We start from the raw sequence: 13,178 nt of genomic DNA, 5'->3' as shown, positions 1-13,178 counted from the left end.
CGCCGAGCGCCGCGCCCGGGGGGCGTACGCGACGGCTGCCATGACGAAGGCCCCGGACCAGTGATGGTCCGGGGCCTTCGTCTCGGTCTCTCGGGGCTCACCGCCCGCGCCCGCCGCGCTCGGGCGGTGGCTGGGCTCAGCCCCTCACGCGCTGGTCGTCCAGGGTCGCCTTGGCGTCCGGCTGGCGCGGGATCGCCGCGAGCGCCCGTGCCGCCATGCCCGCCCGGTGCTCGTCGGCCGCCGCGCACAGCGCACGGGCCGCCTCGTTGAAGCGGACGGCGGACGGCGGGTCGGAGGGGCCCAGCAGATGCAGCTTGAGCTCGCGCCGGGCCTCGGCGTAGGTGTCCTTCTCGGGGTGGCGCACGGACTCCAGCAGGGCCGGTACACCGGAGGCGTCCGGGGCGAGGACGGCACCCGCCCGGACCGTCGGGAAGGCGTCGCGGAAGTCCTGCTCCGCCAGGCCGCTGGTGTTGGCGACGGCGTAGGGCTTCTCGCTCGCCAGATAGTCGGAGATGACGCTGGAGACGTCGCTGACCAGCAGGTCGGCCACGTTGAAGCAGGCGTAGACGGTCGGCCGCGCGTCGGTGACGATCTGGTGCTCCCACGCGGGGAAGGAGGCCCAGTACGCGGCCTCCCAGGCGGTGGTCGCCGCGGCCACGGACGTGGCCCGGCCGGGCTCCGGGACGGTCTGGAGCAGCATCCGCTCCACGTCGTCGGCGCTCGCCCGGAACGAGGAGGTGGTCAGCCGGTCGAGTTCGGTGGTCCGGCGGGCCAGTTCCGCCGCCGCGGACGGGGCGGGCCGCTCGTCGGAGTGCTCCGTGGCACGCCGGGCGTTCGCGGCGCGGATCATCTCCTGGATCCGGACGTTCGCGGTCCCCGCCCGGGAGTCGACCGAGCCGGTCAGCGGGTGCGGCTTGTACAGGAGCCGGACCTTCGGATCGGCCAGCAGGACACGGACGAGGTTCTCGCCGGCCTCGATGACCGAGGTGTTGCCCGGGTTGCCGTCCCAGCCCTCCCAGGTGGGGGCGTAGAGCACCGTGGTGTACGGGCCGGTGGGCGCACCGGCGTACGGCTCGATCGTGTCCAGCTGCGGGCGCCCGATCTCCACGACGTCCTTGTCCTCGATGCCGACGTCCGCCAGGGCGTAGCGCTCGCGCGCCGCGGCACCGGCGACCCACACCTCGTCGTACGCCTTCGCATACGGGTTGCAGCTGGACAGCTTGTCGCTCTCGCCGTGGTTGACGAACGCGTGCTTGATCGTGGGGATGCGCAGCACCTGCGAGGTCTTCCCCGAGTTCGACGGGTGGATCATCATCTTCAGCGTGGAGTGCTCCAGCCGCATCAGGTCGGCGACCTTCGGCAGGCACACGACCGGGATGTCGGTGGACGTGATCTGGCTCACCATGAACCGCTCACGCAGCACGATCAGCGGACGGCCCTCCAGCCGGGCCAGCGGCTCCAGCCACATGTTGGCCTGGTAGGCCGAGCTCGCGCCGCCGGAGAAGTACATGCCCACCGTCGGCCGGTACTCCGCGAGCCAGGACTCGAACCACTCCAGGGCCTGCTCGGCCGTGACCGGCCTGCGCCCGGGCCGCAGCCGCAGCAGGAGCATGCCGATGGCCACCAGCGCGGCCAGGACGGACAGGGTGATACCCCCGACGGCCCATCGGACCGAGCCGGTCTCCGCGGTGACCAGCAGACCGGCCGTCGAGGGCACGCTGAACCCGAGGAGCCGCTGACCCCAGCGGCTCGTCAGCAGCGCCGGGGGAGCGGGGCTCAGCCGCAGCGACGAGGCATCGATGTTCCGGGTGACCACGGGCAGGGTGCGCGAGCGGCGCACCATGGTCGCGAGCGCCTGGCACGCGACATGCAGGGCGTAGAAGAGCAGCAGACCGCAGGCGATGACCAGATAACGGGTCTCGTGGTCCTCTTCCTCTATCTGGACCAGGCCGGCCATGCGGAGCAGGCCGGTGACCACCAGAAGGTCCCGGACGACCTGGCGGACGAACACGGTCGCATGCAGTTTCCCGAGGGCGGAGACCATGTTCCGCTGCCACCAGTGCAGGGCCATGTCCGCAGCCAGCCCGATGACGGTGGCGGCCACGAGTAGGGGGACGTTGGGGAGGATGGCACCTACTGCCTGAACGGCGAACGACAGGGCGAGCACCATTGGCAGGAGGAGGCGTGCCGCTGCGGTGCGCAACCGGGCGGGCAAGGGCGATGCTGACACTTCGCGGGCTCCAGGCAACTCAACATTCTCGAGCACGGGCTTGTGGACGGCGCGTTCGGATGGCCGCGGCGTGAAGCCGATGCGTGCGGATGTTCTCCTTGAATTCAGGTGTTCGGACTTTACCCGCTCATCGCGGGATCGGTCCCTAGGGGTGAGGATGAGATTCCGCTTAGCGGACCGGGCCTGGGGGCTCCCCTCGGCCGGCTCCCCCGGCGCCGCGGACGCCTCGCCTCCACCCCGACGGCGGACCCAATGCCAGAGGGCCGGGCCGCTCATGCGACCCGGCCCTCTGAACCGGCGGAGGATACGAGATTCGAACTCGTGAGGGGTTGCCCCCAACACGCTTTCCAAGCGTGCGCCCTAGGCCTCTAGGCGAATCCTCCGCCGGAAACATTACATGACGCGAGGCAGTGCTAGCGAACTCGTTCGGGGGCAGGGCGATCGGGTAGGGTGGGGCTCAGCCCCTCACGCGGCGCTATCTGACTGAACTCCCCCAGGGCCGGAAGGCAGCAAGGGTAGGTCGGCTCTGGCGGGTGCGTGGGGGGTCTTGTCGTTCCCGGGCCCCGGGAGGGCCGTGGGAACGGGTTCCGGGCGGGGCGTCGGCGCAGGTCCCGGTGGACGAGCCCGGGGCGGGCCGGTTTGTCGGCGGGCGCCTATAACCTCGTATGCGTGTCGTCTCTCGCGCTGTACCGCCGCTATCGCCCGGAGTCGTTCGCCGAGGTCATCGGGCAGGAGCATGTCACCTCCCCGTTGCAGCAGGCGCTGCGGAACAACCGGGTCAATCACGCGTACCTGTTCAGCGGGCCCCGCGGCTGTGGGAAGACGACCAGTGCGCGCATCCTGGCCCGCTGTCTGAACTGCGAGCAGGGGCCGACCCCGACCCCCTGCGGCGAGTGCCAGTCCTGCCAGGACCTGGCCAGGAACGGCCCGGGCTCCATCGATGTCATCGAGATCGACGCCGCGTCGCACGGTGGTGTCGACGACGCCCGTGATCTGCGGGAGAAGGCCTTCTTCGGCCCGGCGAGCAGTCGTTACAAGATCTACATCATCGACGAGGCCCACATGGTCACGTCGGCCGGTTTCAACGCGCTGCTCAAGGTCGTCGAGGAGCCGCCCGAGCACCTCAAGTTCATCTTCGCGACCACCGAGCCCGAGAAGGTCATCGGCACCATCCGGTCGCGCACCCACCACTATCCCTTCCGGCTGGTGCCGCCGGGGACCCTCCGGGACTATCTCGCCGAGGTCTGCGGCAAGGAGAGCATCCCCGTCGAGGACGGGGTCCTGCCGCTCGTGGTGCGCGCGGGGGCCGGGTCGGTGCGTGACTCCATGTCCGTGATGGACCAGCTGCTGGCGGGCGCCGGCGCCGACGGTGTGACGTACGCCATGGCCACCTCGCTGCTCGGCTACACGGACGGGTCGCTGCTCGACTCCGTCGTGGAGGCGTTCGCGTCCGGGGACGGGGCCGCGGCCTACGAGATCGTGGACCGGGTCATCGAGGGGGGCAACGATCCCCGTCGGTTCGTCGCCGATCTGCTGGAGCGGCTGCGGGACCTGGTGATCCTGGCCGCCGTGCCCGACGCCGCGGCGAAGGGTCTCTTCGACGCCCCGGCCGACGTCCTGGAACGGATGCAGGCCCAGGCGGAGGTCTTCGGCCCGGCCGAGCTCAGCCGCGCCGCCGACCTGGTCAACGAGGGGCTCACCGAGATGCGCGGCGCCACCTCCCCACGGCTGCAACTGGAGCTGATCTGTGCCCGGGTGATGCTGCCCGCCGCCTATGGCGACGAGCGGTCGGTCATGGCGCGGCTGGACCGACTGGAGCGGGGCGTCAACTTCTCCGGTGGCGGCGCGGCGCCCGCGATGGGCTATGTGCCGGGACCTGAGGTGCACGGCGGGATGACCGGGGGGCCGACGCCCCAGGCCGCCCCCCTGCCGCCCGGCGGCGGTCCCGCGGCGGCCCGTGCCGCGGCGCGCGGCGGCGGGGCACCGGCTCCGGGTGGGTACGAGGCCGGGGGCACGCCCGCCCAGGCGCCGCCCCCGATGCCTCCGGCTCCCGCCGCCCCCGCGAGCCAGGCACCCGCGAGCCAGGCGGCGGCTCCCCCGCAGGCCCCGGCCGCTCCCGCTCAGCCGCAGGCTCCCGCCGCTCCGGCGCCCGCCGGTCCCGGTGCCTGGCCCACCTCGGCCGGCGCGGGAAGCGGCCGGCGGCCGGGCGGATGGCCCACGGCGGCGTCCGCGGGCGGAGGGCAGCCTCCCGCGTCGCCCGCGCCCGCGCGCCCGGCGGCCGGCGCTCCGGCACCCGCCGCCCCCGCTCCGGCCGCGGCTCCCGCCGCCGCTCCCGGCGGGGTCGACCCCCGCATGCTCTGGCCGAACATCCTGGAGGCGGTGAAGAACCGCCGCCGCTTCACCTGGATCCTGCTGAGCCAGAACGCCCAGGTGGCCGGCTTCGACGGCGCCACCCTGCAGCTCGGCTTCGTCAACGCGGGCGCGCGGGACAACTTCCTGAGCAGCGGCAGCGAGGACGTCCTGCGGCAGGCGCTGGCCGAGCAGTTCAACGTGCAGTGGAAGGTCGAGGCCATCGTCGACCCGTCGGGCGGCTCGGCACCGCCGGTCGCGGCGAACTCCGGGTTCGGCGGCGGGTACGGCGGCGCCCCGGCCCCGGCGCGCCCCGCCCCCCAGCAGCCACCGGCCCCGGCGGCACGTCCGGCCGCCCCGGCGGCTTCCGCGCCCCCTTCGGCACCTGCGGTGACTGCCCCGGCCGCCCCCGCGCCCGCCCCGGAACGGCACATGGTCGCCCCCGAGGACGACATGCCCGAGGACGACGACCCCGATCTCGACGAGTCGGCCCTCTCCGGGCATGAGCTGATCGTCCGCGAGCTGGGGGCCACCGTGGTGGAGGAGTTCTCGAACGAGTAGCCGCGCCCCGGCGGCGGAGGTGCGGAGCGGACGAGCGGAGGGTCCTGGGAGGAACACACGAATCCCGGCCCCGTCCCGCTTCGGCGGCCCCCACAAGGTCTTCCCTCCGCGCCGGTTAGGCTGACCCCGTGAAGGTCCTCGTCATCGGCAGCGGTGCCCGCGAACACGCCCTGTGCCGTTCCCTCTTCCTCGACCCCGTCGTCACCGAGCTGCACTGCGCCCCCGGCAACGCGGGCATCGCCGAGGTGGCCCAGCTGCACCAGGTCGACGCCCTCGACAAGGAGGCCGTGGCCGCGCTGGCCACCGGGCTCGGCGTCGGACTGGTCGTCGTCGGCCCGGAGGCACCGCTTGTCGCGGGCGTCGCCGACGCGGTGCGCGAGGCCGGGATCCCGGTCTTCGGCCCCAGCGCGGAAGCCGCCCGCCTGGAGGGTTCCAAGGCCTTCGCCAAGGACGTGATGGCGGCCGCGGGCGTCCCCACCGCACGTTCGTACGTCTGCACGAACGCCGACGAGGCCGGGCAGGCGCTGGACGCCTTCGGCGCTCCCTATGTCGTGAAGGACGACGGTCTGGCCGCCGGCAAGGGCGTCGTGGTCACCGCCGACCTGGAGGCCGCCAAGGCGCATGCGGCCCACTGCGAGCGGGTGGTCGTCGAGGAGTTCCTCGACGGCCCCGAGGTGTCCCTGTTCGCTGTCACCGACGGCGAGACGGTCCTGCCGCTCCAGCCCGCCCAGGACTTCAAGCGCGCCCTGGACGGCGACGAGGGCCCCAACACCGGCGGTATGGGCGCGTACTCGCCGCTCCCCTGGGCCGACCCCAAGCTGGTCGACGAGGTGCTGGGGAGCGTTCTCCAGCCGACCGTCGACGAGATGCGCCGGCGCGGCACCCCGTTCTCCGGCCTGCTGTACGCGGGGCTGGCGATCACCTCGCGCGGTGTGCGGGTCATCGAGTTCAACGCCCGCTTCGGCGACCCCGAGACCCAGGTCGTCCTCGCCCGGCTGAAGACCCCGCTCGCCGGGGTGCTGCTCGCCGCGGCGAACGGCACGCTCGCCGACCTGGAGCCGCTGCGCTGGAGTGACGACGCGGCCGTCACCGTGGTCGTGGCCTCGCACAACTACCCGGGCACCCCGCGCACCGGCGACCCGATCACCGGGCTCGACGAGGTGGCGGAACGGGACGCCCCCTCCGCGTACGTCCTGCACGCCGGCACCCGGCGCGAGGGCGACGCCGTGGTGAGCGCGGGCGGCCGGGTGCTGTCCGTCACCGCGACCGGCGCCGACCTCGCCGAGGCGCGCCGACGGGCCTACACGGCGGTGGACCGCATCGGTCTCGACGGCTCCCAGCACCGCACGGACATCGCGGCGAAGGCGGCGGAAGCCGACGTCTGAGCCCCGGTCCGTGGGCCCCGGGGTCCGGCTTCATCAAGCCGGACCCCGGGGCCCTGTCGTGTCGTCCACCAGCCGTTGCGTGGCCTGTGTCCGAGTAAGCCACCGCCCGTCCGGGGCCCGATGCCGGGCGTGGCACGGGATTCCGGGCCGGGGCGCGGACCGGCCGTGGCCCTTTTCCGGCCTGGTGTCCTGCACCTTTCCCCAAAGCCATTCCATCGAGTGAGCGGTGACCCATCCGGCTGACGCGGGCCGAGGCCCCAACTAGGGTGCGGCGCAGGCGTTCCGGCACTTGGCCCACCGGCATTGCGATGTCACCGGCGGGTGCCACAGTGGGGGAGTGAGCAACGCACGGACATCCGGGGGCAGCTTCCGTGGCGGGGACCGTCACGGCAGCTGCCGCACGGGCCGGAAGCGGGACGGAGGGGGTGAGATCCGGTCGTGATCGGTATGGGTGTGGAGAGGGGCGCGCAGGCCGCGCGCGCCCGGGCACTCGCCGTGCTGCGGATCCGCAGCAGGGCACTGGCCGTCGCCCTGCTGCCCGCCGCCGTCGCCGTCGTGCTGCTCGCCGGCCGCTTCAGCGGCCATATCGGCGGGAGCGGCTGGGGGATCGCACCCTGGATCGTGACCGGAGTCGCCCTGATCGTGCTGCTCGCCGCGGCCGGGGTGGCCGTCGTCGTCGCCCGTGCCCGTCCGGCCGTCAGCCCGACCGTGCCGATCGCGGAGGAGGCGGCCCCCGATCTGTACCGGATGGTCCGGGACCTGGCCGACCGCCTCGACGTCCCTGTCCCGTCGGCGATAGCGCTCACCCCGGACTGCGACAGCTGGCTGGAGGACCGCACCCACCCCGCCCATGGCCCGCCGCGGCGGAGCGCGGACGCGCTGTCCGGCCTCCTGGGCATACGCGGCCGGTCGGCCTCCCGGCACCACCGCGCCCCGGTCGCGCCCGTGCTCGTCGTCGGCTCCCCGTTCCTGTGGTGGATGAGGGTCGGCGAGCTGCGCGCGGTGCTCGCCCCGGTCGTCGCCGGCACCGGGCCCTCGGCACACCCGGACATAGCGGCGGCACGCCGTTTCGTCCGGGGGCTGGACGCCGCGGTGGCGGTGACGTCCGCGCCCTCCCACGGCCCCCTGACACGTCCGGTGCTGGGCGGCGTCCGCTGGGTGGCCCGGCTGCTGCTGCGCAGCTGCCAGCGGCATGCGGAGGAGATGGAGCGGGGGGTGGCGGCGGCCGCGTCCGAGCGTGCACAGGCGGTGGACTACGGCCTGCGGATCGTCGCCCAGGAGCAGGTGGGACTGGCGTACGCCGGATGGGACCGGCTGCTGACCCGGGTCGCGCTGCCGGCCTGGCGGATGGGCCGCTGGCCGTCACGCCTGGACGCGGGCGTGGTCGCCGCGCTCACCGAGCTCTCCCGCCGGGACCGGCTGGCCGAGGGCTTCGCCTCCCGCCTGGGCGAGCGGCCGGCCTGCGATCTGCTCGAGGAGCCCGGGGTGGTGGACCAGGCGGCGTCGCTGCTTGCGGCACACCTCTTTCACGGGGGTCCGGCCCGGCCCGGCCCCGACTGGGCCCCGGTCGGCTGGCACGAGTACCCGGACGAGGTCGTCGACCGCAAGTGGCGCACGGACGCCGCCCGTCTCCACCGCGTCCTGAACTCCCTCGGCGTCCACCACCCCACCCACCCCATGCCCCACCCCACCCACCGGCCGGCACCCGAGGCGGCCGGGCCCACCCTGGAGCGGGTCCTGGAGTATCTGACGGTGGTCCCTGCGGGCGGCCCCGGGGACGGTGCGCCGACGGAAGAGGGCGCACACGGCGACGGTACGGGTGCTTCGGATGCCGTCGGCGGGCCCCGGCACCCGGCCCCCGGTGCCGGGGTGCCCTGCGCGGAGGAGAGCGGGGCCGTCGACGACGAGGAGGGCGCGGTCGCCGGTGTGCGGACCGCCGTCCTGGTCGCCGGGCTCAGCGCCGAGTCGGAGCGTGAGGAGACGGCCGTCGCGACGACACCGGGCGGCGGCACGGGCCAGGGGGCCGGGGACCGTCCGGTGTGGGACGCCGCCCTGCTCCCGCTGTTCCCGCTCCAGCCACCCCGCACCGGTCGCGAACTGCTCGTCGACCATGTCACGGCGATGGTGTGCTGTGCCGCGATGGACACGGCCGGAGCGGCACCGGGCCTCGACTGGCTGGATGGCCCCTCCCTGATGATCAAGGGGGAGCGCGCGGTCGATCTGGCCCCCCGGGTCCTCGCTCTCGTCGAGCGGGGCGACCCGGTCCCGCTGCGCACCTGGCTCCACCACCTGGGAGTACGCACCGAGAAGCCGGTCCGGCTGGTCTGACGGCCCACCGCGTGCCGCCCGGTGAACGGGCTTCCCACGCCCCGGGCGGCAGCCCCTTGCTCGCCCTCCGGTGTCCCCGGTGTCCCGCAGGCCCGCTCCTGCCCCCTTGTCGAGGATCGGCTCACCCGTCGGCGCTCCACCCCCGCCCACCTGCGACAAGGCCCTGCACCGTGGCTCCGCAACCCCGACCTCTGGCCGGGGAATTTCCCTCCGTTCACGTCAATTCGCGACGAACGGTGACGGAGTGGGTGCGGAATGTGATGTGCTGGGACCGGTCGCATGACCGAGCAAGGGCTTTCGACGGCTCACGGGGGACGAGGGAGGGGACAGCGCATGGGACCGGACCACATCCGTCGCTGGGAGTCGGGCGCACTCGCGCATGCCGTGACGGACCCCTTCGGCCAGGGCCCCCTTCCCTGGCTCCGGGGCAGCGAGACCTACTTCGACGACACGGGCCATGTGGTCCCGTGGTACGTGGACCCCGCCCCGGCCCATGTCCCGGCCCAGGGCGGCAGGGGCGCCCGGATCCCGGCACCCCGTACCGGCGGGCCCCGCTCCGCCGACGACGTCCACCGTCAGATCAAGGGTTTCGTCTCTCCCGGCGCCGTCGCCCCCGGGGAGGCCGTCGACTTCCACATCACGGTCGACCCGCCGCAGGAGTTCGCCGTCGATGTGTACCGGATCGGGCACTACGGCGGCGACGGGGCATCCAAGATCACCACCAGCCCCCGTCTCTCCGGCATCGTCCAGCCGTCCCCGCTCACCGCCGACCGCACGGTCTCCTGCCACCACTGGTGGCTCTCGTGGCGGCTGCAGATCCCGTCGTACTGGAGCGTCGGCGCCTATGTCGCCGTCCTCACCACCGCCGACGGCTACCGCTCCCATGTGCCCTTCACCGTTCGCGACAACCGTCCGGCGGACCTCCTGCTGCTGCTCCCGGACATCACCTGGCAGGCGTACAACCTCTACCCGGAGGACGGCCACACCGGCGCCAGCCTCTACCACGCCTGGGACGAGCAGGGCCGGCTGCTGGGCGAGGCCGACGCCGCCACCACGGTCTCCTTCGATCGCCCCTTCGCGGGCGCGGGCCTGCCCCTGCACGTGGGCCACGCCTATGACTTCATCCGCTGGGCCGAGCGCTATCACTACGACCTCGCCTATGCCGACGCCCGCGATCTGCACGCCGGCCGGGTGGACCCGACCCGCTACCGCGGCCTGGTCTTCCCGGGCCACGACGAGTACTGGTCCACCCCGATGCGCCGCACCGTGGAACTCGCCCGGGAGCACGGCACCTCGCTCGTCTTCCTCTCCGCCAACACCATGTACTGGCAGGTGGAGTTGGGCCCGTCCCCGTCCGGCGCCCCGGACCGGCTGCTCACCTGCCGCAAACGCCGTGGCCCCGGAAGGCCCGCGCTGTGGCGGGAGATCGACCGTCCCGAGCAGGAGACGCTCGGTATCCAGTACGCGGGCCGGGTGCCCGAACCCCACCCCCTCGTGGTCCGCAACGCGGGCCACTGGCTGTGGGAGGCGACCGGCGCCGGCGAGGGCGACGAACTGGCGGGGATGGTGGCCGGGGAGGCCGACCGCTACTTCCCGCGTGCCCCGCTGCCCGAGCACCAGGGCCGGATCCTGCTCGCCCACTCCCCGTACCGGGACAGCGAGGGCGTGGCCCGTCACCAGGAGACCTCCCTGTACCGATCTCCTTCCGGCGCCCTGGTCTTCGCGTCCGGAACGTTCGCCTGGTCCCCCGCACTGGACCGCCCCGGTCATGTGGACGCCCGTGTCCAGCAGGCGACCGCGAACCTTCTGGACCGCATCTGCAAACGCGACTGACCCCTCCCCGCCCCGGCCCCGCGGACCGGCTCGTCCCCGCATACGGGAGAATCGAGCCATTGGGACAGAACCACGGGGAGGAACCGTGTCCGGATTCGTAGAAAAGCCCGAGCCGCTCCAGGTGCCGGGACTGGTGCATCTGCACACCGGGAAGGTGCGGGAGCTGTACCAGAACGAGGCGGGCGACCTCGTGATGGTCGCCAGCGACCGTATGTCCGCGTACGACTGGGTGCTGCCGACCGAGATCCCGGACAAGGGCCGGATCCTCACCCAGCTGTCCCTGTGGTGGTTCGACCAGCTCGCCGATCTGGTGCCGGGCCATGTGCTGAGCACCGAGCTGCCGCCCGGGGCCCCCGCCGACTGGGCGGGCCGCACCCTGGTCTGCAGGTCGCTGCGGATGGTTCCCGTCGAGTGTGTGGCGCGCGGCTATCTCACCGGCTCGGGCCTCGCCGAGTACAAGGAGTCCCGCACCGTCTGCGGCCTCGCCCTTCCCGAGGGCCTGGTCGACGGCTCGGAGCTGCCCGCGCCGATCTTCACGCCGGCCACCAAGGCAGCGGTCGGGGAGCACGACGAGAACGTCTCCTACGAGGAGGTCGCCCGCCAGGTCGGCGCCGAGACCGCCGCCCAGCTGCGGCAGACGACCCTCGCCGTCTACGGCCGTGCCCGCGACATCGCCCGCGACCGGGGGATCATCCTCGCGGACACCAAGTTCGAGTTCGGCTACGACGGTGACACCCTGGTCCTCGCCGACGAGGTTCTCACCCCGGACTCGTCCCGCTTCTGGCCGGCCGACCGGTGGGAGCCGGGCCGGTCCCAGCCGGCGTTCGACAAGCAGTTCGTACGCGACTGGCTCACCTCCCCCGCCTCCGGCTGGGACCGTACCGGCGAGCAGCCCCCGCCGCCGCTGCCGCAGGAGATCGTGGAGGCGACCCGGGCGAAGTACGCGGAGGCGTACGGGCGTCTGACGGGCGTCAGGTGGCGGTGACGGCCCACGCACACGAAGAAGCCCCCGGCCTGGGCCGGGGGCTTCTTTCTGTGGAGCGGACGACGAGGCTCGAACTCGCGACCTCAACCTTGGCAAGGTTGCGCTCTACCAACTGAGCTACGTCCGCACTGCGCCGTGGCGCGAGAGCAACTATACCCAACCCCACCCCCGGACGAGGCACACGACGCGTGGCGGTTCCGCGCCCCGGCCTCGGGACGGCCGACGAGGGGGCGTTCGGTGACGGGCGGGGCCGTCCGGGCGCCCGTCGCCACGGTCACCGCGCCGGCCGCGGGTCGTGTCCCGACGGTGCGCACCGGTCTCTCCCACGGGCATCGGCGAGTCCCCGCCGGACGACCGCCCGGGCGTCCAACTCGGGTGCCTCGCCGTGGGGTTCCTCGGGCGTCGCGCCGGACGGAGTCCGTCCGCCGTCGTGAGCCGCCCCGCATCGACGCCCTCGGGACGCGGTCGAGCCCACCCGTCTTCGGCCCCTGCGTCGGACACCCCGGCCGGCCGGAAGCGGTCACCGTCGACACCTCGCGTCCCGACGGCCGGACCGCTCGATGTGGTCACCCTCACACCGGCGACAAGCGGGCGCCCGCCGTCGTATCCGGCGCCGCACACGACAAAGGCCCCGGTCCATGAACCGGGGCCCTTCTCTGTGGAGCGGACGACGAGGCTCGAACTCGCGACCTCAACCTTGGCAAGGTTGCGCTCTACCAACTGAGCTACGTCCGCATTGCTCCCGACCGGCTTTCACCGATCGGTGCGAGCATCAGCCTACCTGATCCAGAAGGATGCTCTGACCGATGTCGTAGAGCGGGTGACAGGGATTGCACACTGCGCCTCCCCCTTGGAAAGGGGGTGTTCTACTACTGAACTACACCCGCGTGACTCCTCGGGGTTCTGCCTTCCGGCCTCGCCCCTCGGCGTGCTCCAGACTCTAGCTGATCACCTGGGGGTCGGCGCAAGTTGGTTGTGCGGAAGGCCTGATGGGGTTCCGTCGGGTGCGGAGGGGGCGGCCGGGCGGGGTGTTCAGTGCGACTTCGCGAACGCCTCGTAGATCTTCTTCGGGATGCGGCCCCGTGGCGGCACATCCATCTTGTTGGAGCGTGCCCAGGCGCGGACCGCCGCCGGATCGGGCGTCAGCGCCGTGTGTGTGTACGTCTTCCCGGTCCGCGCCTTCTTGCGGCCGGCCTCGACGTACGGCGCCAGCGCCTTACGCAGTTTCTTGGCATTGGTTTGATTGAGGTCGATCTCGTACGACTTGCCGTCCAGTCCGAAGACGATCGTTTCCGCCGCTTCTGAGCCGTCGATGTCGTCAAAGAGAGTGACCACGACACGCTGCGCCACGAATATCGGTCCCTTCGCGCGGCACCTCGCGATCACGCGCCATGACGTGCGGGGACGTCGGGCGGTTGTCGAGAGATGTCGACTGTCCGGCAGTAATTGGGCAAAGTATCGGCTAATGCCATTTCCTTTGTACAGTGCCCGGCATTGCATTGTGAAG

At 72.8% G+C, this 13,178-nt stretch carries 7 protein-coding genes, 4 tRNA genes and 1 other RNA gene; 6 read left to right on the top strand and 6 right to left on the bottom strand.

Annotated features, from left to right (window positions below; all coding sequences use genetic code 11):
* Positions 1-136: 136 nt before the first annotated feature.
* Entirely contained in the window at positions 137-2,170 is a 2,034-nt protein-coding gene (locus CP978_RS16740; protein WP_052454150.1) for a hypothetical protein, read from the bottom strand.
* Between the two features lie 358 nt (positions 2,171-2,528).
* Positions 2,529-2,613 (bottom strand) — tRNA-Ser (locus tag CP978_RS16735).
* A gap of 73 nt (positions 2,614-2,686) precedes the next feature.
* Here CP978_RS16735 and ffs point away from each other — a divergent pair.
* From ffs to CP978_RS16705, 6 genes are all read left to right on the top strand, one after another.
* Positions 2,687-2,783, top strand: an RNA gene (ffs, locus tag CP978_RS16730) — signal recognition particle sRNA small type.
* A gap of 116 nt (positions 2,784-2,899) precedes the next feature.
* Positions 2,900-5,140 (top strand): DNA polymerase III subunit gamma and tau, encoded by a 2,241-nt coding sequence (locus tag CP978_RS16725; RefSeq protein ID WP_150478237.1) that lies wholly within the window; start codon positions 2,900-2,902, stop codon positions 5,138-5,140.
* Positions 5,141-5,268: 128 nt separating this feature from the next.
* Positions 5,269-6,525: a phosphoribosylamine--glycine ligase gene (purD, locus tag CP978_RS16720; protein ID WP_043441755.1), complete on the top strand. Its 1,257-nt coding sequence runs from the start codon at positions 5,269-5,271 to the stop codon at positions 6,523-6,525.
* Between the two features lie 447 nt (positions 6,526-6,972).
* A complete protein-coding gene (locus tag CP978_RS16715; RefSeq protein ID WP_184750561.1) occupies positions 6,973-8,853 on the top strand; it encodes a M48 family metalloprotease in 1,881 nt (626 codons plus the stop codon).
* A 333-nt stretch (positions 8,854-9,186) separates the two neighbouring features.
* The gene (locus tag CP978_RS16710) at positions 9,187-10,686 is read left to right on the top strand and encodes a N,N-dimethylformamidase beta subunit family domain-containing protein (RefSeq protein WP_043441753.1); all 1,500 of its coding nucleotides are present in this window, start codon (positions 9,187-9,189) and stop codon (positions 10,684-10,686) included.
* Between the two features lie 85 nt (positions 10,687-10,771).
* The gene (locus CP978_RS16705) at positions 10,772-11,671 is read left to right on the top strand and encodes a phosphoribosylaminoimidazolesuccinocarboxamide synthase (protein WP_043441751.1); all 900 of its coding nucleotides are present in this window, start codon (positions 10,772-10,774) and stop codon (positions 11,669-11,671) included.
* A gap of 51 nt (positions 11,672-11,722) precedes the next feature.
* Here CP978_RS16705 and CP978_RS16700 read toward each other — a convergent pair.
* The 4 genes from CP978_RS16700 to CP978_RS16685 form a co-directional block, all read right to left on the bottom strand.
* Positions 11,723-11,798, bottom strand: a tRNA-Gly gene (locus tag CP978_RS16700).
* 532 nt (positions 11,799-12,330) lie between these two features.
* Positions 12,331-12,406: transfer RNA gene (locus CP978_RS16695), tRNA-Gly, on the bottom strand.
* An 80-nt stretch (positions 12,407-12,486) separates the two neighbouring features.
* A tRNA-Gly gene (locus tag CP978_RS16690) sits at positions 12,487-12,558 on the bottom strand.
* Between the two features lie 145 nt (positions 12,559-12,703).
* The gene (locus CP978_RS16685) at positions 12,704-13,021 is read right to left on the bottom strand and encodes a histone-like nucleoid-structuring protein Lsr2 (RefSeq protein WP_043441749.1); all 318 of its coding nucleotides are present in this window, start codon (positions 13,019-13,021) and stop codon (positions 12,704-12,706) included.
* Between the last annotated feature and the right edge of the window lie 157 nt (positions 13,022-13,178).

It is taken from the genome of Streptomyces nodosus (assembly GCF_008704995.1).
GTDB classification, from domain to species: Bacteria; Actinomycetota; Actinomycetes; order Streptomycetales; family Streptomycetaceae; genus Streptomyces; species Streptomyces nodosus.
Note: the sequence above shows the minus strand (reverse complement) of the source record. Positions and strands in the feature narration are given on the sequence as shown.